Origin of the sequence: Pseudomonas sp. CDFA 610 (assembly GCF_021147865.1) — a bacterium.
In the GTDB taxonomy this organism is placed as follows: domain Bacteria; phylum Pseudomonadota; class Gammaproteobacteria; order Pseudomonadales; family Pseudomonadaceae; genus Aquipseudomonas; species Aquipseudomonas alliivorans.
The window spans coordinates 436944-457758 of sequence record NZ_JAGTPM010000002.1; the positions used below are offsets into that span (position 1 = coordinate 436944).

The following is a 20815-nucleotide window of genomic DNA, read 5'->3' on the forward strand; positions in this document are numbered from 1 at the left end:
TGTCCTCGCGTCGAATCAGCATGAAGCAACTATTCCCTAGCACCGCCCTTGCCCTGTTTGTCGGCCTCAGCGTATTGCCGATGTCCGCCAGCACTTTTGCCGCCAACAGCTGGGATAATCTTCAGCCGGACCGCGACGAAGTGGTTGCCAGCCTCAACGTGGTTGAGCTGCTCAAGCGACATCATTACAGCAAGCCGCCACTGGACGACAAACGTTCAGCAATCATCTATCAGAGCTACATCAAGCAGCTGGATCCGTCGCGCAGCTATTTCCTGGCCAGCGACATTGCCGAATTCGACAAATGGCAGTTCCAGTTCGACGACTTCCTTAAGAGTGGCGACCTGAACCCGGGGTTCACTATTTACAAGCGCTACCTGGACCGCATCAAGGCGCGTCTGGACTTTGCGCTTGCAGAACTGGCCAAGGGTGTCGACAAGATCGACCTCAATACCAAGGAAACCCTGCTGGTGGACCGCAAGGACGCCGCATGGCCCAAGGACACCGCCGAACTCGACGACCTGTGGCGCAAACGCGTCAAAGATGAGGTTCTGCGTCTGAAGATTGCAGGCAAGGATCCGGCGAAAATCCAGGAAACCCTGACCAAGCGCTACAAGAACCAACTGGCGCGTCTGGGTCAGACCCGCGCCGAAGACATCTTCCAGGCGTACATCAACACCTTCGCCATGTCCTACGATCCGCACACCAACTACCTGTCGCCAGACAGCGCGGAGAACTTCGACATCAACATGAGCCTGTCGCTGGAAGGCATCGGTGCCGTGCTGCAGAGCGACAACGACAACGTGAAGATCGTGCGTCTGGTACCGGCAGGCCCTGCGGCCAAGACCAAACAGGTCGCGCCGGCCGACAAGATCGTTTCGGTCGCTCAGGGCGACAAGGAAATGGTCGACGTCATTGGCTGGCGTCTGGATGAAGTGGTCAAGCTGATCCGCGGTCCGAAAGGCTCCGTGGTTCGCCTGGAAATCATTCCGGCGAGCAACGCGCCGAACGACCAGACCACCAAGATCGTGGCCATCACCCGTGAAGCGGTGAAGCTTGAAGAACAGGCGGCGAAGAAGTCGATCCTGAACATCAAGCAGGATGGCAAGGACTACAAACTGGGTGTCATCGACATTCCTGCCTTCTATCTGGATTTCAAGGCCTACCGTGCCGGTGATCCGGAATACAAGAGCACCACCCGTGACGTGAAGAAACTGCTGACCGAACTGCAGGCCGAGAAGGTCGATGGCGTGGTGCTGGATCTGCGCAACAACGGTGGTGGCTCGCTGCAGGAAGCCACTGAGCTGACCAGCCTGTTCATCGACCGTGGCCCGACTGTGCTGGTGCGTAACGCCGACGGCAAGGTCGATGTTCTGGAAGACGAAGCCAAGGGCGCGTTCTACAAAGGCCCAATGGCGCTGCTGGTCAACCGCCTGTCTGCGTCGGCGTCGGAAATTTTCGCGGGCGCCATGCAGGACTACCATCGTGCGCTGGTGATTGGCGGACAGACCTTCGGCAAAGGCACCGTGCAAACCATTCAACCGCTCAACCATGGCGAGTTGAAACTGACACTGGCCAAGTTCTACCGGGTTTCCGGGCAGAGTACCCAGCATCAGGGCGTCGTGCCGGACATCACCTACCCGTCACTGATCGACACCAAGGAAATCGGCGAGAGCGCATTGCCTGAAGCCATGCCTTGGGACAGCATCAAACCGGCGATCAAGCCTGCCGTCGATCCGTTCAAGCCGTTCCTGGCGCAACTTCAGGCACGTCATGAGTCCCGCTCCGCCAAGGATGCCGAATTCGTGTTCATCGAGGACCGTCTGGCCCTGGCCAAGAAGCTCATGAACGAGAAGACCGTCAGTCTCAACGAAGCCGACCGTCGCGCCGAGCATGCGTCCATCGAGAGCAAGCAGCTTGCGCTGGAAAACACCCGTCGCAAGGCCAAGGGCGAAGAGCCGCTCAAGGAACTGAAGAAAGAAGATGAAGACGCATTGCCGGTGGAAGACGAGAAGACCAAACCGGAAGACGACGCGTACCTGTCCGAGACCGGTCGCATTCTGATCGATTACCTCGGCCTGAGCGCTTCGGTTGCCAAGAAATAAGCCGTAGATGAAGGTTGATGGCCAATTAGCAGCAGTGGTCATCAAACAGTCATGAAGCTGTCGTGAAATGACGGGCTGAGCGCTAACGTGCTCAGCCCTTTTTATTGCCATCGAGATCATCATGACCGTCACTGAACAGCTGGGCGCACTGAGTTCCATTCTGGCTCGCGGCGACTTGCACAGCCTGTTTCAGCCAATTATCTCGCTGTCGGAGCGCAGCATTCTGGGCTACGAGGCATTGACCCGCGGCCCGTCGAACAGCCCGCTGCATTCGCCTCTGAATCTGTTCGCCGTCGCGCGACAGGCCGGCCGTCTCAGTGAGCTGGAACTGACCTGCCGGGAAAGCGCCTGTCGCCGGTTCAGCCAGCAGAAGTTGCCCGGCAAGCTGTTTCTCAACGTGTCACCGGAATCCCTGCTCGAAGTCTCGCATCCGCCGGGCCGCACGCTTGAAATGCTGCGTCGCTACAACATCGCACCCAAGAACGTGGTGATCGAGCTGACCGAGCAGATGCCAACCGATGATTTCGATCTGCTCTATAACGCGCTGCATCACTATCGGGACATGGGCTTTTCCATTGCGCTGGACGATCTGGGGGCGGGCTACTCCAGTCTGCGACTGTGGTCAGAGCTGCGACCGGATTACGTGAAGATCGACCGGCATTTTATCGACGGCATTCACCAGGACGCCGTAAAGCGCGAGTTCGTCGGCTCCATGCTGCAAATGGCCAGAGCTTCCAGAGCCACCGTGATCGCCGAGGGCATCGAACTGCCCGAAGAACTCGCCGCCCTGACCGACATGGGTGTGGATCTGGTGCAGGGTTACTTGCTGGCACGCCCGCAGGAACGCCCGTCACGCGACACCCGGGCCATGCTACCCAAAGCCGAGGCACCGGCCCCGGCATTGAACGAAGACGCCGCCGACCTCTCTGCCCTGCTCAGCCCCCAGCCTTCCGTGAGTCAGTCCACCGCGACAGCGGACGTGTTGGAAGCCTTTCGCAAGCAGGCCAACCTCAACTCACTGGCCGTGCTGGACGACGGTGCCCGGCCTTGCGGCATCGTCCATCGCCATTCGCTCTCCGAAGCCCTGCTCAAGCCGTTTGGCACTGAGTTATTCGCCCGCAAGCCGATCAGCCGTTTGATGAGCGATGACTTTCTGGCCGTGGAAGTCAGCCAGTCACTGCAGCAGGTCAGCCGGCTGCTCACCAGTCGGGCGCGGCAGCGCATCGAGGAGGATTTCATCATCACCCTCAATGGGGCTTATCTGGGACTGGGACGGGTGATCGACGTGCTCAAGCTGATCACCGAGATGAAGATCCAGCAGGCGCGCTATGCCAATCCGCTGACCCTGCTACCGGGTAATGTGCCGATCCAGCAGTGCCTGACGCGCCTGCTGCAGCAAGGTCGCGAGTCGATGATCTGTTACGTGGATATCGACAGCTTCAAGCCTTTCAACGACATCTATGGTTATGCGCGCGGCGATGAAGTGCTGCTGTGTCTGGCGCAATGCCTTAACGACCGGATCGATCCGAGCAGAGATTTCGTCGGCCATATCGGCGGGGATGATTTTCTGATGGTGCTGGGGTTCGAGGACTGGGAGAGGCGCCTGCACAACCTGCTGGAAGACTTCCAGAACCAGTGCCGTCGCTTCTACCGGGCCGAACATCTGGAGGCTGGCTGCTTCGTGGCACTCAATCGCCAGGGGCAACGCCAGGAGTTCGCGCTGCTGTCACTGTCGATCGGCGTAGTGCACTTGCGCGAGGAAAGCTGCGCTCAGATCAACGCCAGCCAACTGGCCGACCTGGCCTCGCAGGCCAAGCACTTCGCCAAGGACGTGGCAGGGGCCAGCATCCATGTCATCGACTCGTCGCGGCTGGATCTGCTGGTGGATGCTTGAGGGATTGGCAGGCACATGGGTGACGCGCTGCGCCACACCCGATAGCGAACGCGGAGCGTCACATTTGACACAGGCGACGAGTCCGGTAAGCCATCGCTTGAACGCTGCCAATCAGACGCTACCCACCTGCACTTCCACTTCCGGATAGCTGTACTCGAACACGCGTACCACTTCGGCTGCGTGCCATGACGCGGCGGCCACTCCGTCGGACGGACCGGAAAAACGACCCAGTCGTTCCACACATTCGAAGAACCCGGGACGTGGCAGGCGGCTTGCACCCTGGCTGATCACCAGTGAGCTGCGCAGCGGTTGCTCGGCACGGGCATCCATCGCGGCCAGATGCTCCAGCGCTGCCGTCAGTGTCTGCATGGCCGGGCTCGGTAACTGCAAGCGCTCCAGCAAGGCACGGTAAGTCACCAAGTGCCGGTGTCGGCGAGCATGATTCAGCTCATTCAACAATCCGTCCCAGTGCTGACGACTGATGCGAACGCTCATGACTCACCCCTCCAGCCCGGAACGCCCAGTTCCCACGCAAGACTGCGCTTGATGGCCGCATCTGGCTCACGCGTGCCGTTTTCGATCAACTCCAGATAGGAAGGGCTGATGCCGACAGCACGTGCCAGCGTAGCGACTTCCAGCCCCTTGGCATTGCGCAACGCACCCAATTGGTCGAAAGCAGGATGTTCAGCAATTTCAGGTACTGGCTGAGCGGTTTCCGGGCGGGGCTTTTCAGCAAAGCCGGCGGCTTTGAGCAGCGCCTGATATTGAGCCCAGGGGAGGACTGCGTACTCCGGCTCACCATCACGAGATATCACTTGAAGATCCATAGACTCCCCTTGCAGGAAAACGCCACATAGTGGAAAGGCTTGCTCCATAAGGTGGCATCTTAACAGCGGAACGCTACGGCTTGCTCAAACGCTTCACTCGATGCGTTTCTCTTTCTCCAGCAACGCCTGTGTTTCGGGCAATCTCTCGACCACCACCAGCTTTTCAGGTGGCTGTTGATCGCGCCAGGCGCGAAACGCGTCGAGCTCATCGGTGAGGTGCTTCATCACCCACGCCAGAACTGCAATGTCGTCGAACATGCCCAGGCCGGGAATCCAGTCCGGTATCGCATCCAGCGGACTGAGGAAGTACATGAGGCCTGCAACGATGGACAGAATGGCCTTGGGGCTGATGTCACGGTACTCACCGCGCCAGTAAGCCAGGCACAGGCTCTGGAGAAGGCGCAGATCATCTTTCAGTTTGCCAAGGCGACTGCCTTCACTGTTGCCTTTGCGCGCTACGGCAAACAACAGCCCTGGCAGGCGTCCCGCCGCCAGAAGCCGGCGCGCTCCCGGGAGGTAACGGATCAGGTTCCACGGTGCTTTCATGTTCACTCCCGCTCGGAAAAGGTGATGGTGCACATCGGTTCGATAAGCTGCCGGGGTCATGCCGCAAGGTTATCCACATTTGTTGTGGATAACCTTGTGAACAGCCGCCCTTTTTGACCGTGAAGTCCCCGCTTTCAGGGGCTTCAGGTTAAATCGGGCGTTTTTTACTCACATAAAAAAACCCACGAATTCGTTGACTTGGGAGTACTGTTGAGGCTAGCCCATTGCGCAAAACGGACTGTCAGACAATATTCCTCTCAAGCTCATGATAGTGGGACTGTAAGCACCGCCAAGCGTTCGGGAAATAACCCAAACACAAAAACGCCCTGTCGAGACAGGGCGTTTTCAGTAGCCAGGTGTTGCGTTACTTCTTGGCGGGAGCAGCCGGTTTGGCCGGAGCCGCCTCTTCTTCGTCTGCATCAGGAGCCTGTGCAGCTGCCGGATCCTTGATACCAAGCAGTTCCAGGTCGAAGACCAGAACCGAGTTGGCAGGGATCAGCGGGCTCGGGCTCTGGGCACCGTAAGCCAGGTCGCTAGGAATGAAGAGTTTGATTTTCTCGCCAACGTGCATCAGTTGCAGGCCTTCGACCCAACCCGGGATCACGCCGCTGACCGGCAGATCGATCGGGCTGCCACGCTCGACGGAGCTGTCGAACACCTTGCCGTCAGTCAGCTTGCCTTCGTAATGAACGGTCACTACGTCAGTCGGCTTTGGCTGAGCGCCGTCACCCTTCTTGACGATCTGATACTGCAGACCGGAAGCGGTGGTAACAACACCTTCTTTCTTGCCATTTTCTTCGAGGAACTTCTTGCCGGCAGCTGCCGACTCTTCGCTCATCTTGGCCATGCGCTCTTCGGCACGCTTCTGCAGCGCAGCAAAGGCTTCAACCAGTTCTTCATCTTTCAGTTTCTGATCTTTCTTGCCGACAGCGTCTTCGATACCCAGGGCCACTGCCTTGGAATCCAGATCGTCCATGCCTTCCTGAGCCAGGCTTTTGCCCATGTTCAGACCGATGCCGTAAGACGCTTTTTGTGCCGGGGTTTTCAGCTCGACAGTGCTGGCTTGCTTGTCACAACCTGCGAGTACCAGACCGACCAGGGCAATCGCCGCTGCCAACCGATGCTGTTTCATGCTAATTCCTTGTTCATGCGCCAAAAGGGCAAACGAGTAAAGCCGCGAGCTTATCAGGCCGCCGCGATCAATGGCTACCGGCATGAGAGAGGCAAAAGGTCGATAAGTTCAGGTATCCAAAGGTTTTACCGGTTTGAAACCTGAGCGTTCAGTTGCAGTTCAGCTCTGGAAAGTCATCCATACCCGCCGGGGTCGATGCAGATGGCGACAGGCTCGATGCGCGACGCTGGAACACAGTGCTGATCGACAGGGCGCGCAGCCGCTTCCAATCGGCACCTCGATACGCGCTTCATATGAAGAGCGACATGAAATTAAAGATAATTTTTAAGTGATACGCGATGTGGTTCGATTCTCCGCTCAGGGCATCACGTCCCTGAACTGCCACGGCCATCGTTCGACGCCCGAGGCTCCATGCAGTTTCCATTTCTCAGGTATGTCCTATGCAACAATCCCCATGCACGACTTCCAGGCACCCGGTCCGCTTATCGCGCAAATGCTCGCGCCGGTGGGCCGCGCTCGCTGCGGCAATCATCCTGCCCCTGAGCAGCGGAGCGTTTGCCACTGCTTCACCCGCCCCACCGGCGCAAGGCATCAAGGCCTTCAGGTTATGCACCGGCCCGGACAACCTGTCGCACGTTATTCAGGGCACGATCGATCAGAGCGCCGTGGCTGACGTGAGCTCACTCAACTTCAAGGAAACGCCAGCGCATGCGACATACAACTGGCATCCGGCGCCGCAGGAGCAGTACGTCATCACGTTGTCAGGCACGCTGGAGTTTTCCACTACAGGCGGTGAAAACTTCGTATTGCATCCCGGCGAAGTCTTGCTGGCACAAGACACCACCGGACCTGGGCATCGCTGGAAGCTCATCGACGATCAGCCATGGCGCCGCGCTTACATACTGACAAAAACGAATGCCGCGAAAGCGTTCACGCCAAAAGAAGGCAGCTATGACAAGGGCGGGTGTCAGGCCTGAGTTGATCGTTGCGCAGTCGGCACGGGCTCGGGTATCTCGATTAGATTCAGATCAGGATCACGCACGTAGACCGAACGGATTGGCCCTGTGGCCCCGGTGCGTCCGACCGGGCCTTAGGCTCTGTACGAAAAGTGGCTGCGCTCGGTGATGCTGCGTTAAAAACAGGCTCGGAATGCTCATTTACAACACGTAGACTCCGCTTCCTCGCCTGTTTTTGCCTTGCCTGACCTTCGCTCGCCGACTTTTCGTACAAAACCTAGACAATGGGCCATGCCTGCTCTTCCAGATGAGCAATGACCTCATCCAGAGCAAAGCTGGCGATGAAGCACTCAGATAATCCCGAGCTTGCGCCACTGCGCTCGAGTATCGGCGTCAATGCCGTGCGCTTCCAGCACCTCATCCGTATGCTCGCCGAGGGCGGGAGCAGCCGAGCGTACCTGGCCAGGGGTGTCCTGCAGTTTGGGCAAAATGCCCGGCAGTGTTACAGGCGTGCCGTCATCCAGCGTGCTTTGCAACAGCATGTCACGCGCAAGGTAGTGCGGATCGCTGGCAATGTCGGCGGCGTCGTAGATCTTGCCCGCCGGAATGCGTGCTTCATTCAACGCATTGAGCACTTCGTCCAGCGAACGCTCGGCGGTCCATGTCGAGATCGCTGCATCAATCCGGGCCACGTGCCGGACCCGACCGTCGTTGTGGGCAAGGTCAGGATCATTGGCAAGGTCCATACGACCGATCTTTTCCATCAGCCTTCTATAGATGCTGTCGCCATTGCCCGCCACGAGTGCGTACTTGCCGTCATTGCAGCGGTAGGCGTTGGTGGGGGCAATGCCCGGCATGCTGCTGCCAGCCGGTTCGCGAACGACATTGAAGACCGAATATTCGGGAATCAGGCTTTCCATCATGTTGAACACCGACTCGTACAGCGCAACGTCGATCTGCTGCCCCGCACCGCCGTTCTGATCTCGATGACGCAAAGCGAGCAGAATACCGATCACGCCGTGCAGCGCCGACAGCGAATCGCCTATCGACACTCCGACCCGAACCGGCGTACGCCCTGCTTCGCCCGACAGATGCCTCAGACCGCCCATGGCTTCGCCGATCACACCGAATCCCGGTCGGTCGCGGTAGGGGCCGGTCTGCCCGTAACCGGAAACCCGCAGCATGATCAATCGTGGATTGAGCGCGTGCAGCTCTTCCCAGCTCAGTCCCCAGCCTTCCAGAGTGCCGGGGCGGAAGTTTTCGATGAGCACGTCCGCATCGCGAATCAGGCGACGAACCGCCTCCTGCGCCTGAGGCTGACGCAGATCGAGAGTGACCGACTTCTTGTTGCGTGACTGCACCGCCCACCACACTGAAGTGCCGTTGTGCAGCAGACGCCATTTGCGCAGCGGATCGCCCGTCAGCGGCGGCTCGACCTTGATGACCTCCGCGCCGAACTCGCCGAGAATTTTTGCGGCAAACGGCCCGGCAATCAGTTGCCCCAGCTCTACGACCTTTATGCCCTGAAGAGGTAAGTCCATAACGCTTCCACTCTGGTTCGAGAACACCGGATGATCCGCGCAAATGCACAGAATGAAAAGTCGCTGATCAAAAGCAAACAAAAAACCCCGCACGGACGGGGCTCCTGTTGCAGAGAGGGGTCAGTGAGTGCAGGCCAGTTGAAAACTCATTGCCGAATCACCGGCAGGCTCGTTCTTGCCCACCATCAGGCCTAATACGTTGACCTTTTCGGTTGTCGCTGCGCCGCCCAACTTGGCATGACCGTAAAGCAGACGATCATAGTCGGACGTATCGATAGAGGACACCGAACAGAAACCAGGCGCCTGCTTGAACAGCCCGTCCATGAACATGACTTCATAAGTTGCAAAGTAATCTTTCTGATTGGTCAAGTTGACCGACTTGACCCATGCAGAAGACTGCGCAACGACACGACCCTGTTGATCAATGGTCGCTGTATGCAGCGCTGGAGAGGCCATTGCACCAGTGGAGACCGCCATGGCGCAGGAGACCAACAGTACTTTTATACAGTTATTCATATAAGTCCTTTTATATTATTCAACGACGTGAAATATATTTTAACGGAACGATTATTTTCTTCAGACAACCGCCCCATGCTCAATGCCAGCCTTTGAAAGCGCCAGCCAACGCATTGCAGCTAATACCAGAGAAACGAGAAAATCAAGCTCAATATAACGCCTTCAACTTATAACCAGAAAATTACAAAACACCCAGACAATTCTTACAGCACCCAGAATCGATAACTGACAGGATTGATAAACTTTAACTTTTTCGAAAGGGAAGCGTATTGATGAGATCAGTGGGTATCATGAACTTCAGCAAAGTATGTCTATCTGCCATCGATATACCTGCTATCTTCTTCTCGGCGCGAATAACGGTTCCTGTCATTTCCTGGTCATTAACCGTCGGTAGGGTCAGCGCGAAATTGAAATCTTCCCATTCCAGCCTTTACCGAACGCACTGATGGAAATGCCTACGTGACAAACATCAAGCTGCTACGCCGCGCGTTTCTGTTTCAAGCCTGTGCCATGACCACCGGTGCTGCACTTGCTGCGTCGCCCCTGCTCACCATGCCGCAGCACAAGGGCACCAGACCCTCTGACGTCAATCGCAAATTCTTCGAGAACGGCAAGGCGCGGCCGTTTGCCGGCAATACGATCATCAGCCAGATTCCGCTGCGCACACCGCTGAGCGATGCGCTCACCACGGTCAGGAACACGCTGGCCGCCCACGCGTTCAGTCAGTGCCTGAGCCTGCTACCGCCCTCCAGCTATCACATGACGGTTTTCGAGGGTGTGATCGACGAGCTGCGCAGACCGCCGTTCTGGCCTGAACAAGTCGCCAAAAACGCCAGTGTCCAGGCCTGCACGGATTATTTCACTGAACGCTTGAGCGACTTTGATCTCGACGACGACTTTCAGTTGCGCATGCAGGTGGACGACTTCAACGTGCACAGGGACAGTGGCGCCACGATCCGGCTGGTTCCGGCCAGCGTGCAGGAAAACAGGAAACTCCGTGACATGCGTGATCGCCTGGCTCAACGCCTTGGCATCCGCGCACCGGATCATGATCAGTACGGGTTTCACATCTCACTGGGCTATCTGGTGAAGTGGATGACGGAAGAACAAACCCTGGAGTATGCGACCGTTCAGCAGAACTGCCTGACGTTCCTGCGCGAGACCCTCGACGTGTTCGCGCTGGATGCACCCAGATTCTGCACCTTCAACGACATGCTGACGTTCGATGACAAGTTCGCGATTGGCAAGCAACCTGAAACAATTTGAACAGGCTCACCGCACCTTCTTCAGCAAATGACCTCATCCACAGCAGCACCGTGCGTTGATTCATCGCAGTTCTGAAGAAAAAGGGTGTGAATAAATAAGTAGAAAGACAGAAAGCAGAAAGCCCGCACTAGGCGGGCTTTCTGCTTGCTTCAAGGAGTTCAAGGGCCTTGAAGCTGAATATGGCGCAGCGGACGGGACTCGAACCCGCGACCCCCGGCGTGACAGGCCGGTATTCTAACCGACTGAACTACCGCTGCGCGTAACACTAAGAGAGAGTTTGGTGGGTGATGACGGGATCGAACCGCCGACCCGCTGCTTGTAAGGCAGCTGCTCTCCCAGCTGAGCTAATCACCCTTCACTCTCGGTGTGGCGCGCATTCTACGGAGCGACCTTTACTCTGGCAAGTAATTTTTTAAATAATTTTTATAATCCTTCCAAAGGCTTACAAAGGCTCCGTGCAGGCTTGGCCCCGGAAGCAGAGCAGCGAATAATGCCCCCCTTTGTATGGAAGGAGAGATTCACCTCATGTGGTTCAAAAACCTGCTTGTCTATCGCCTGACCCAGGATCTGCCTTTTGACGCCGAGGCGCTGGAGACGGCACTGGCGACCAAACCGGCTCGCGCCTGTGCCAGCCAGGAGTTGACCACTTACGGTTTCGTCGCGCCATTTGGCAAAGGCGAAGAGGCTCCATTGGTACACGTCAGCCAGGACTTCCTGCTGATCGCCGCACGCAAGGAAGAACGTATTCTGCCGGGCAGCGTCGTACGTGACGCGCTCAAGGAAAAGGTCGAAGAGATCGAAGCCGAGCAGATGCGCAAGGTCTACAAGAAGGAACGTGATCAGCTCAAGGATGAAATCATCCAGGCGTTCCTGCCGCGCGCTTTTATTCGTCGTTCGGCAACCTTCGCTGCCATCGCGCCCAAGCAAGGCCTGATTCTGGTCAACGCGTCCAGCCCGAAACGCGCCGAGGACCTGCTGTCCACGTTGCGTGAAGTCATCGGCTCGCTGCCGGTTCGTCCGCTGACCGTCAAGGTATCGCCAAGCGCGACCATGACCGACTGGGTCAAGACCCAGAAAGCGGCCGACAACTTCTTCGTGCTGGACGAGTGCGAATTGCGCGACACCCACGAAGACGGTGGCATCGTGCGCTGCAAGCGTCAGGACCTGACCGGCGACGAAATCCAGCTGCACCTGAGCACTGGCAAAGTCGTGACCCAACTGTCGCTGGCCTGGCAGGACAAACTGTCGTTCGTACTGGACGACAAAATGGTCGTCAAGCGTCTGAAGTTCGAAGATCTGTTGCAGGATCAGGCTGAACAGGACGGCGGCGACGAGGCACTGGGACAACTGGATGCCAGCTTCACCCTGATGATGCTGACCTTCGGCGAATTCCTGCCCGAATTGTTCGAAGCGCTGGGCGGCGAAGAAATACCTCAGGGTATCTGACATCCCCCGTTGATGAACCGAAGCACGGCGCCGTCTTATAGACGGCGCATTCATTTGGCACTTATAAAAAGAAGGAGCAGACCATGCGCGCCCTCGCCGCCCTGAGTCGTTTCGTCGGCAACACCTTTGCGTATTGGGTGCTGCTGTTCGCCATTCTGGCGTTTGTGTTTCCCCAGGTATTCATCGGCCTGAAAGGCTGGATCGTTCCGTTACTGGGCCTGGTCATGTTCGGCATGGGCCTGACCCTGAAACTCGAGGATTTCTCTGAAGTGGCGCGCAACCCCTGGCGCGTGGCGCTGGGCGTGGTCGCACACTTTGTCATCATGCCCGGCGTGGCATGGCTGTTGTGTCAGGTATTCCAGCTGCCGCCCGAAATTGCTGTCGGCGTGATTCTGGTGGGCTGCTGCCCGAGCGGAACGTCGTCCAATGTCATGGCCTGGCTGGCCAAGGGCGATCTGGCGCTGGCTGTGGCCATTGCTGCCGTCACCACCCTGCTTGCTCCACTGCTGACCCCGACCCTGATCTGGTTCCTGGCCTCGGCCTGGTTGCCGGTATCCTTCATGGATATGTTCTGGTCGATCCTGCAGTTGGTGATGCTGCCGATCGTACTGGGTGTTCTCGCACAGCGTCTGCTGGGCGCGCGAGTCAGCTATGCGGTGGATGTGCTGCCGCTGGTGTCTGTGGTGAGCATCGTGATGATCGTCTGCGCCGTGGTCGCCGCCAGTCAGGCGAAGATCGCCGAGTCAGGCCTGCTGATCATGGCGGTGGTGATTCTGCACAATACGTTCGGTTTTCTGTTGGGCTACTTCACCGGCAAGGTGTTCAAACTGCCGTTGCCACAGCGCAAGTCGCTGGCACTGGAAGTCGGCATGCAGAACTCGGGGCTCGGCGCCGCCCTGGCCAGCGCCCACTTCTCCCCACTGGCGGCCGTGCCGAGCGCGTTGTTCAGCGTCTGGCACAACATTTCCGGTGCGTTGCTCTCGACGTACTTCAGGAAAATGCCGGAGGAAGAAAGCGAGGTGGCGCTGCGTAAGTCGGCGGTGGATTGATACAACTTCTGCACTGACCTGATCGCGCCCCTGCGGGCATGGTCGCGATCAGGTTCAGAGGTATGGCAGTCGGCGCCAGGCCCAAGCTGCCCCCCCTAACGCCCCGCCCCTCTCAACACTTTCACCTGCTCGCGCACATCCACCGGCGAGGCGGCGTCTGCCGCAATGGGCGCACCGGCCACCAACACGACGCGTGACCACAGACGGCGAAACAGTCCCTTGTCCGGGTCGCGACTGAAGAAGCTGCCCCACAGTCCTTGTAGCGCCATCGGGATCACCGGCACTGACGTTTCTTGCAGAATGCGCGTCATGCCGCTCTTGAAGCCGCTGATCTCGCCATCGGTGGTGAGCTTGCCTTCCGGAAAGATGCACACCAACTCGCCGTCGGCCAGATAACGGGCGATGCGTTTGAACGACTGCTCGTAAATCTCCATGTCCTCGTTACGCCCGGCAATCGGGATGGTACCGGCAGTGCGGAAGATGAAGTTGAGCACTGGCAATTGATAGATCTTGTAGTACATGACGAAACGGATCGGCCGCCTGACCGAACCGGCAATCAGCAGTGCATCGACAAACGAAACGTGGTTGCAGACCAGCAGCGCCGCACCTTCGTCGGGAATCAGATTCAGGTTGCGGTGCTCGACCCGATACATCGAATGACCCAGCAGCCAGATCAGGAAGCGCATGGTGAACTCAGGCACGATCCTGAAGATGTAAATGTTGACCGCCACGTTCAGCAAGGACACCACCAGAAACAGATGCGGAATCGTCAGCTTGGCGAAGCTGAGCAACAGAATCGAGACAATCGCCGATACCACCATGAACAGCGCGTTGAGAATATTGTTGGCCGCAATGACCCGCGAACGCTCCTTCTCCGGCGTGCGCGACTGAATCAGGGCATACAGCGGCACGATATAGAAACCGCCGAAAATGCCGATGCCGAGGATGTCGAACAGCACCCACCAGCCTTGACCGTAACTCAGGACCGCGAGCCAGTCGTTGGCCTGTACGTTTTGCGGGAAGCCGCCCGAATGCCACCATAGCAACAGACCAAAAATCGTGATCCCCATGGAGCCGAACGGCACCAGACCGATCTCGACCTTGTGCCCGGACAAACGCTCGCAGAGCAACGAACCCAGCGCGATGCCGACCGAGAAGACGGTCAGGATCAGCGTGACAACAGTTTCATCACCGAACATCCATTCCTGGGCATACGCCGGGATCTGCGTCAGGTAAATCGCCCCGACGAACCAGAACCATGAATTGCCGACAATCGAGCGCGACACTGCCGGCGTCTGCCCCAACCCCATACGCAGCGTGGCCCAGGACTGGGTGAAGATATTCCAGTTGAGCGTCATCTCCGGCGAGGCAGCCGCCGCCCGCGGGATACCGAAACTGGCCAGGAAGCCCAGGCAGGCGATCAGCACGATGGCCGCCGAAACGATCCAGGCGTAGTGCGTGGAGGACATCATCACCCCGGCACTGATGGTGCCTGCGAGAATCGCCAGGAAGGTGCCCATCTCGACCAACGCGTTGCCGCCGACCAACTCGGTCTCACGCAGGTGCTGCGGCAATATCGAATACTTCACCGGGCCGAACAGCGCCGAATGCGTGCCCATCGCAAACAACGCCGCCAGCATCATCCAAAGGTGATTGAACAGAAAGCCTGCGGCACCCACCGCCATGATCATAATTTCACCGAACTTGATGATCCGGATCAGAGTGTCCTTCGGGTACTTTTCGCCGAACTGCCCGGCCAGCGCCGAGAACAGAAAGAACGGCAGAATGAACAGCAAGGCGCACAGATTGACGTAGATCGAACGATCCCCGTCGATGGCCAGCTTGTAGAGAATGGCGAGGATCAATGACTGTTTGAACACGTTGTCATTGAACGCCCCGAGGGACTGGGTAACGAAAAACGGCAGGAAGCGCCGTTTCCCTAAAAGGCTGAATTGTGACTGCTGGCTCATCGTCCGTGGTCCTGAGAGGCTTGGGCACACTGGCGTCGCCGCCAATCCGAGGCACATTGAAGACGCAACGCAGCGTAATGTCGATAGGATATTTACAGTTGCCAGCCATGCCGAGCGCGTCAGGCAGTATGCGACACCCCGCCACGCTCGACCTTGGTCGAGAAAGACGAAGTCCAGCCGTCGTGCGAGACTGCGTGCTGTCGATACATTCTGGAATCCGATATGTCGCTGTCCAGCGGGCTGATCGCCGCCGTTGCTCTGTCCTATATGGCAATCATGTTTGCCATTGCCTTCTATGGCGACCGCTACAGCGCATCGCTGCGCCCGACCATGCGCGCCTGGGTCTACAGCCTGTCGCTGGCGGTCTACTGCACCAGCTGGACATTCTTCGGCGCAGTAGGCCAGGCGGCCGAGCAACTGTGGTCGTTCCTGCCGATTTACCTGGGTCCGATCGTGCTGATGGTGCTGGCGCCGTGGGTGCTGCAGAAGATGGTGCTGATCAGCAAACAGGAAAACATCACCTCGATTGCCGACTTCATCGCAGCGCGCTATGGCAAGTCCCAATCGCTGGCGGTCATGGTCGCGCTGATCTGCCTGATCGGCATGCTGCCGTACATTGCGCTGCAGCTCAAAGGCATCGTGCTGGGGGTGAACATTTTGATCGGCGCTGTAGCCGACTCCACCGGCACCCGCGCGCAGGACACGGCGCTGGTGGTCTCGCTGATTCTGGCGCTGTTCACCATCGTGTTCGGCGCGCGGAATCTGGACGTGACCGAACACCATCGCGGCATGGTGCTGGCGATTGCCTTCGAGGCGCTGGTGAAGCTGTTCGCGTTCATGGCCGTCGGGGTGTTCGTGACGTTCGGTCTGTATGACGGCTTCGACGACCTGTTCAATCAGGCCAAGCTGGCACCGCGCCTTGAGGAGTACTGGCAAGACACGATCAACTGGCCGTCGATGTTCGTCCAGACCGGCGTGGCGATGATGGCGATTGTCTGCCTGCCCCGGCAGTTTCACGTCACGGTTGTGGAGAACATCGAGCCTCAGGATCTGAATCTGGCCAAGTGGGTGTTTCCGGCCTATCTTGCGCTGGCCGCGCTGTTCGTGGTGCCTATTGCACTGGCCGGACAAATGCTGTTGCCCGACTCGATGCTGCCGGATTCGTTCGTGATCAGCCTGCCACTGGCCCATGCGCATCCATCACTGGCGCTGCTGGCATTCATCGGCGGTGCATCGGCCGCAACCGGCATGGTGATCGTGGCCTGCGTTGCGCTATCGACCATGATTTCCAACGACATGCTGTTGCCGTGGCTGCTGCGCAGAAAGAACACCGAACGGCCGTTCGAGGCGTTTCGGCACTGGATGCTCTCGGTGCGTCGTATCAGCATCGTGATGATTCTGTTGCTCGCCTACGTCAGCTACCGAATGCTCGGCTCGACCGCCAGCCTGGCGACCATCGGCCAGATCGCCTTCGCCGCCATCACTCAACTCGCGCCCGCGATGTTCGGCGCGCTGTACTGGAAGCAGGCCAACCGGCGTGGCGTATTCGCAGGACTGGCCGCCGGAATTTTCATCTGGTTCTACACGCTGGTCCTGCCGGTCGCCGCCCACGGCATGGGCTGGTCGCTGAACGCTTTTCCACTGCTGGCCTGGCTGCACAGCAACCCGTTCGACTTGCCGATCACGCCGATGACCCAAGGCGTGCTGCTGTCGATGGCTGGCAACTGCACGCTGTTCGCCTGGGTGTCGATGCTGTCGCGCACACGGGTGACCGAACACTGGCAGGCAGGTCGCTTCATCGGTCAGGAAACTCAGGGCCGCGCTTACACGCGGCCCTTGCTGGCGGTGCAGATCGAAGACCTGCTCAGTCTGTCGGCGCGATTTGTCGGCGAAGAACGCGCCAGACAGAGCTTCACCCGTTTTGCCTACCGTCAGGGCAAGAGCTTCAACCCCAATCAGAACGCCACTGGTGACTGGATTGCCCACACCGAACGACTGCTGGCCGGTGTGCTCGGCACCTCTTCGACCCGCGCGGTGGTCAAAGCCGCCATCGAAGGCCGGGATATGCAGCTCGAAGACGTGGTGCGCATCGCCGACGAAGCCTCCGAGGTGCTGCAGTTCAACCGCGCCCTGCTGCAAGGCGCGATCGAGAACATCACCCAGGGCATCAGCGTGGTCGATCAGTCGCTGCGGCTGGTGGCCTGGAATCATCGCTATCTGGAGCTGTTCAATTACCCGGAAGGCCTGATCGGCGTGGGTCGACCGATTGCCGACATCATCCGCTACAACGCCGAACGCGGGCTGTGCGGTCCGGGTGAAGCCGAAGTGCATGTGGCGCGGCGTCTGCACTGGATGCGTCAGGGTCGGGCGCACACTTCAGAGCGACTATTCCCCAACGGCCAGGTCATCGAGCTGATCGGCAATCCGATGCCGGGTGGCGGCTTTGTCATGAGTTTTACCGATATTACTGCGTTCCGAGCGGCCGAACAGGCGCTCAAGGGCGTCAATGAACGCCTTGAGCAGAGGGTGACCGAACGTACCCAAGAGCTCTCGCAACTGAACCAGGCACTGACCGACGCCAAGGGCACGGCCGAAGCGGCCAACGAATCGAAAACCCGCTTTCTGGCAGCGGTCAGCCATGACCTGATGCAACCGCTGAACGCCGCCCGCCTGTTCTCCGCCGCGCTCTCGCATCAGGAAGACGGTATTTCCAGTGATGCCCAGCAATTGATCCAGCATCTGGACAGCTCGTTGCGTTCGGCCGAAGACCTGATCAGCGACCTGCTGGATATCTCGCGTATCGAGAATGGCAAGATTGCCCCGGACCGCCAGCCCTTCCCGCTCAACGCGCTGTTCGACACACTGGGCGCGGAATTCAAGGCGTTGGCGCAGGAACAGGGTCTGAAGTTTCGGGTCAAGGGCAGTGCGCTGCGGGTGGACAGTGATATCAAGCTGCTGCGCCGTGTGCTGCAAAACTTCCTGACCAATGCATTTCGTTATGCCAGCGGGCCGATCCTTCTGGGCGTCCGTCGTCGTGGCGACAGCCTGAGTCTTGAAGTCTGGGATCGGGGGCCGGGCATTCCCGAAGACAAGCGCCAGGTGATTTTCGAGGAATTCAAACGCCTGGACAGCCATCAGACTCACGCGGCCAAAGGCCTGGGGTTGGGTCTGGCGATTGCCGATGGCCTGTGTCGTATTCTTGAACACCCTTTGCAGGTTCGCTCCTGGCCCGGCAAGGGCAGTGTGTTCAGCGTGCAGGTGCCACTCGCGTCGGCGCAGACACCGCTGCCTGCCAAGCTGGTCGAGATCAATCGTCCGGCCTTGAATGGCACACAGGTGCTGTGCGTCGATAACGAAGACAGCATCCTGATTGGCATGAACAGCCTGCTTTCACGCTGGGGCTGTCAGGTGTGGACGGCGCGCAATCGTCAGGAATGCGAGGTCTTGCTGAACAATGGAGTCCGCCCGCAAATCGCGCTGGTGGACTATCACCTGGACGATGGAGAAACCGGCACCGAATTGATGGCCTGGCTGAGAACACGCCTCGGCCAGCCGGTACCAGGTGTGTTGATCAGCGCCGATGGACGCCCCGAATTGATCGCCCAGGTGCATGCTGCCGGGCTTGATTACCTGCCCAAACCGGTCAAGCCCGCGGCATTGCGTGCATTGCTGAGCCGGCATGTGAGTTTGAGTTGAGATCAAAAAGGTGACTTGAGCCCTCCGCTCGGCTCACTGAGTCCGTCACCTGTGCCATTTGTGACGGGCATGATCAGCGTCGAGACGCGCTGGTCATGCCGCTCAACTGCCGCGGCGCCGATACGGAAAGACATCAATCACCTTGCCACTGCGAATCGCGGCCTGCAGACCTTGCCAGTATTCGACGTCGTACAGCTCGCCATGAAGGCTTTCAAAGAGGCGACGCAGGGTGATGTCAGCGAACAGGAACGGTGCAAACTCTTCGGGAAATACGTCCATTGGCCCCACGGAATACCAAGGCTCGCAAGCCATCTCATCCTCCGGGGTGCGGGGCTTCGGGATGCGCCGGAAGTGGACGTCGGTCAGCGCGCAGATCTCGTCGTAATCGTAGAACACCACCCGGCCATGACGCGTCACGCCAAAATTCTTGAGCAGCATGTCGCCGGGGAAAATATTGGCCGCCGCCAACTGCCTGATCGCCCATCCGTAATCATCCAGCGCCTCACGCACCTGCGCGGGACTGGCCGTTTCAAGATAGAGGTTCAACGGCGTCATACGTCGCTCGGTCCAGCAATGCCTGACCAGCACCGTGTCCCCAGCCTCGAGTTCAATGGTGGAAGGCGCGACATGCAGCAGCTCGTCCAGGCAGTCAGGGTCGAACTTGCCCATCGGAAAACGAAAGTCCGAGAACTCTTGGGTATCGGCCATGCGCCCTACCCGATCAACCTGTTTCACCAACCGGTATTTATCGATGACGGTTTGGCGATCGACATTCTTGGACGGCGAAAAGCGATCCTTGATGACCTTGAACACGGTGTTGAAACCCGGCAGCGTGAACACGCTCATGACCATGCCGCGCACACCCGGCGCCATGATGAAACGATCATCGGTGGTCGCCAGATGCTGAATCAGAGCACGGTAAAACTCCGACTTTCCGTGCCTGTAGAAACCAATCGAGGTGTAAAGCTCGGCAATGTGCTTGCCCGGCAGAATACGCTTCAGTAACCCCACGAAGTCAGCCGGAACCGGCACATCTACCATGAAATACGAACGCGTGAACGAGAAGATAATCGACACATCAGCCTCGTCGGTGATCAGCATATCAATCGCGATGCCACGCCCCTCGACATTCAGCAGCGGTATCACCAAGGGCCATTGCTCGTCACGAGTGAAGATCCGCCCCACCAGATACGCACCCTTGTTGCGATAAAACACCGATGAGAACAGTTCGACGGTCAGCGCCGGATCCTTGCACACCCCGTCAGGCAGATTGGCATGCAGATGCGCATCGAGTCGCGACAGATCGTTCGCCAGGTCGGCATAAGGGATGTTGAAAGGGTAATCGGCAAACACCTGCGACAACGCCCTGCCCGGATCACCTCGCGGCAGATACCGACGAGTCTGCGCCACGTATTGATGGTCACGCCTTACGGGCCGCGTGCTGTGAATGAACATGCAACGGTCACTGATCAGGTCATGCCGAAACAAGCCACAGAAGATCGAGTTGAACCAGGTTTCCGACAGTTCATCGTCGGGCCGGGAATCGATCAGGTCGATGTAGGCAACCTTGATGCCAGACCAGCGATCGACGTCCAGTAACTGCCCGACCTGGACGTCGCGCTGCAGGCGCAGAAGGAGTTCACTGACTTTCTGTTCGTAGAGATTGATGCGGGCGGCGGCAGCGGCCTGAGCCTGCGGCCAGAGCGCCTGTTCGAAACGGGCCTGGGCGCCGTCGGTGATGGAGCGGAAGTGCGCCCGGTAATCATCGAACCCTTCGAGGACAAGACGCGCGATGTCGATATGGATCTGAGGCTGCGACATGGATTGGACTCCACATGAGCATCAATCTGTAACCCGTACCGACATCTGACTGA

At 58.5% G+C, this 20815-nt stretch carries 15 protein-coding genes, 2 tRNA genes and 1 pseudogene; 7 read left to right on the top strand and 11 right to left on the bottom strand.

Features of this window, described 5'->3' with window-relative positions; genetic code table 11:
- Positions 1-20: 20 nt before the first annotated feature.
- Both KDX39_RS04955 and KDX39_RS04960 read left to right on the top strand, forming a co-directional pair.
- Complete coding sequence (locus KDX39_RS04955) at positions 21-2102, top strand: carboxy terminal-processing peptidase (RefSeq protein ID WP_231659586.1); 2082 nt, start codon at positions 21-23, stop codon at positions 2100-2102.
- A 121-nt stretch (positions 2103-2223) separates the two neighbouring features.
- Positions 2224-3996, top strand: coding sequence for a bifunctional diguanylate cyclase/phosphodiesterase (locus tag KDX39_RS04960; protein ID WP_231659587.1), 1773 nt, complete (start codon positions 2224-2226; stop codon positions 3994-3996).
- A gap of 111 nt (positions 3997-4107) precedes the next feature.
- On the opposite strand, the gene KDX39_RS04965 is transcribed toward KDX39_RS04960, so the two are convergent.
- The 4 genes from KDX39_RS04965 to KDX39_RS04980 form a co-directional block, all read right to left on the bottom strand.
- On the bottom strand, positions 4108-4491 hold the full coding sequence (locus KDX39_RS04965; protein WP_231659588.1) for a hypothetical protein: 384 nt from the start codon (positions 4489-4491) through the stop codon (positions 4108-4110).
- Complete coding sequence (locus KDX39_RS04970; protein WP_231659589.1) at positions 4488-4823, bottom strand: helix-turn-helix domain-containing protein; 336 nt, start codon at positions 4821-4823, stop codon at positions 4488-4490. Before KDX39_RS04970 ends, KDX39_RS04965 begins: the two co-directional genes overlap by 4 nt.
- 93 nt (positions 4824-4916) lie before the next feature.
- Positions 4917-5369, bottom strand: coding sequence for a YkvA family protein (locus tag KDX39_RS04975; RefSeq protein ID WP_004879364.1), 453 nt, complete (start codon positions 5367-5369; stop codon positions 4917-4919).
- Positions 5370-5733: 364 nt separating this feature from the next.
- The gene (locus KDX39_RS04980) at positions 5734-6501 is read right to left on the bottom strand and encodes an FKBP-type peptidyl-prolyl cis-trans isomerase (protein WP_099229901.1); all 768 of its coding nucleotides are present in this window, start codon (positions 6499-6501) and stop codon (positions 5734-5736) included.
- Between the two features lie 440 nt (positions 6502-6941).
- On the opposite strand from KDX39_RS04980, the gene KDX39_RS04985 reads away from it, so the two are divergent.
- Positions 6942-7478: a hypothetical protein gene (locus KDX39_RS04985; protein ID WP_231659590.1), complete on the top strand. Its 537-nt coding sequence runs from the start codon at positions 6942-6944 to the stop codon at positions 7476-7478.
- Here the strand turns inward: KDX39_RS04985 and KDX39_RS26530 are convergent.
- The 3 genes and pseudogenes from KDX39_RS26530 to KDX39_RS04995 form a co-directional block, all read right to left on the bottom strand.
- Positions 7469-7591 (bottom strand): annotated as a pseudogene (locus KDX39_RS26530) (hypothetical protein); the annotation flags it as partial. The gene KDX39_RS04985 and the pseudogene KDX39_RS26530 overlap by 10 nt on opposite strands.
- Before the next feature lie 216 nt (positions 7592-7807).
- Positions 7808-8998 carry a CaiB/BaiF CoA transferase family protein gene (locus tag KDX39_RS04990; protein WP_231659591.1) on the bottom strand — a complete coding sequence of 397 codons (1191 nt, stop codon included), beginning with the start codon at positions 8996-8998 and terminating at the stop codon, positions 7808-7810.
- Positions 8999-9118: 120 nt separating this feature from the next.
- On the bottom strand, positions 9119-9514 hold the full coding sequence (locus KDX39_RS04995) for a hypothetical protein (RefSeq protein WP_231659592.1): 396 nt from the start codon (positions 9512-9514) through the stop codon (positions 9119-9121).
- Positions 9515-9973: 459 nt separating this feature from the next.
- On the opposite strand from KDX39_RS04995, the gene KDX39_RS05000 reads away from it, so the two are divergent.
- On the top strand, positions 9974-10780 hold the full coding sequence (locus KDX39_RS05000) for a DUF1868 domain-containing protein (RefSeq protein WP_231659593.1): 807 nt from the start codon (positions 9974-9976) through the stop codon (positions 10778-10780).
- A gap of 180 nt (positions 10781-10960) precedes the next feature.
- On the opposite strand, the gene KDX39_RS05005 is transcribed toward KDX39_RS05000, so the two are convergent.
- Together KDX39_RS05005 and KDX39_RS05010 are read right to left on the bottom strand one after the other, a co-directional pair.
- A tRNA-Asp gene (locus KDX39_RS05005) sits at positions 10961-11037 on the bottom strand.
- A 21-nt stretch (positions 11038-11058) separates the two neighbouring features.
- Positions 11059-11134 (bottom strand) — tRNA-Val (locus KDX39_RS05010).
- 171 nt (positions 11135-11305) lie between these two features.
- Here KDX39_RS05010 and rdgC point away from each other — a divergent pair.
- On the top strand, positions 11306-12226 hold the full coding sequence (rdgC, locus tag KDX39_RS05015; RefSeq protein WP_004879325.1) for a recombination-associated protein RdgC: 921 nt from the start codon (positions 11306-11308) through the stop codon (positions 12224-12226).
- 83 nt (positions 12227-12309) lie between these two features.
- Positions 12310-13275: a bile acid:sodium symporter family protein gene (locus KDX39_RS05020; protein WP_231659594.1), complete on the top strand. Its 966-nt coding sequence runs from the start codon at positions 12310-12312 to the stop codon at positions 13273-13275.
- A gap of 95 nt (positions 13276-13370) precedes the next feature.
- On the opposite strand, the gene KDX39_RS05025 is transcribed toward KDX39_RS05020, so the two are convergent.
- Positions 13371-15245, bottom strand: coding sequence for an MFS transporter (locus tag KDX39_RS05025; RefSeq protein WP_231659595.1), 1875 nt, complete (start codon positions 15243-15245; stop codon positions 13371-13373).
- 222 nt (positions 15246-15467) lie between these two features.
- On the opposite strand from KDX39_RS05025, the gene KDX39_RS05030 reads away from it, so the two are divergent.
- On the top strand, positions 15468-18941 hold the full coding sequence (locus KDX39_RS05030; protein ID WP_231659596.1) for a hybrid sensor histidine kinase/response regulator: 3474 nt from the start codon (positions 15468-15470) through the stop codon (positions 18939-18941).
- Positions 18942-19043: 102 nt separating this feature from the next.
- On the opposite strand, the gene aceK is transcribed toward KDX39_RS05030, so the two are convergent.
- Positions 19044-20762 (bottom strand): bifunctional isocitrate dehydrogenase kinase/phosphatase, encoded by a 1719-nt coding sequence (aceK, locus tag KDX39_RS05035; RefSeq protein WP_231659597.1) that lies wholly within the window; start codon positions 20760-20762, stop codon positions 19044-19046.
- Positions 20763-20815 lie beyond the last annotated feature (53 nt).

Coding starts and splice junctions, on each gene's coding strand:
- KDX39_RS04955 (WP_231659586.1), top strand. CDS start 21: ATGAAGCAACTATTCCCTAGCACCGCCCTTGCCCTGTTTGTCGGCCTC.
- KDX39_RS04960 (WP_231659587.1), top strand. CDS start 2,224: ATGACCGTCACTGAACAGCTGGGCGCACTGAGTTCCATTCTGGCTCGC.
- KDX39_RS04965 (WP_231659588.1), bottom strand. CDS start 4,491: ATGAGCGTTCGCATCAGTCGTCAGCACTGGGACGGATTGTTGAATGAG.
- KDX39_RS04970 (WP_231659589.1), bottom strand. CDS start 4,823: ATGGATCTTCAAGTGATATCTCGTGATGGTGAGCCGGAGTACGCAGTC.
- KDX39_RS04975 (WP_004879364.1), bottom strand. CDS start 5,369: ATGAAAGCACCGTGGAACCTGATCCGTTACCTCCCGGGAGCGCGCCGG.
- KDX39_RS04980 (WP_099229901.1), bottom strand. CDS start 6,501: ATGAAACAGCATCGGTTGGCAGCGGCGATTGCCCTGGTCGGTCTGGTA.
- KDX39_RS04985 (WP_231659590.1), top strand. CDS start 6,942: ATGCAACAATCCCCATGCACGACTTCCAGGCACCCGGTCCGCTTATCG.
- KDX39_RS04990 (WP_231659591.1), bottom strand. CDS start 8,998: ATGGACTTACCTCTTCAGGGCATAAAGGTCGTAGAGCTGGGGCAACTG.
- KDX39_RS04995 (WP_231659592.1), bottom strand. CDS start 9,514: ATGAATAACTGTATAAAAGTACTGTTGGTCTCCTGCGCCATGGCGGTC.
- rdgC (WP_004879325.1), top strand. CDS start 11,306: ATGTGGTTCAAAAACCTGCTTGTCTATCGCCTGACCCAGGATCTGCCT.
- KDX39_RS05020 (WP_231659594.1), top strand. CDS start 12,310: ATGCGCGCCCTCGCCGCCCTGAGTCGTTTCGTCGGCAACACCTTTGCG.
- KDX39_RS05025 (WP_231659595.1), bottom strand. CDS start 15,245: ATGAGCCAGCAGTCACAATTCAGCCTTTTAGGGAAACGGCGCTTCCTG.
- KDX39_RS05030 (WP_231659596.1), top strand. CDS start 15,468: ATGTCGCTGTCCAGCGGGCTGATCGCCGCCGTTGCTCTGTCCTATATG.
- aceK (WP_231659597.1), bottom strand. CDS start 20,762: ATGTCGCAGCCTCAGATCCATATCGACATCGCGCGTCTTGTCCTCGAA.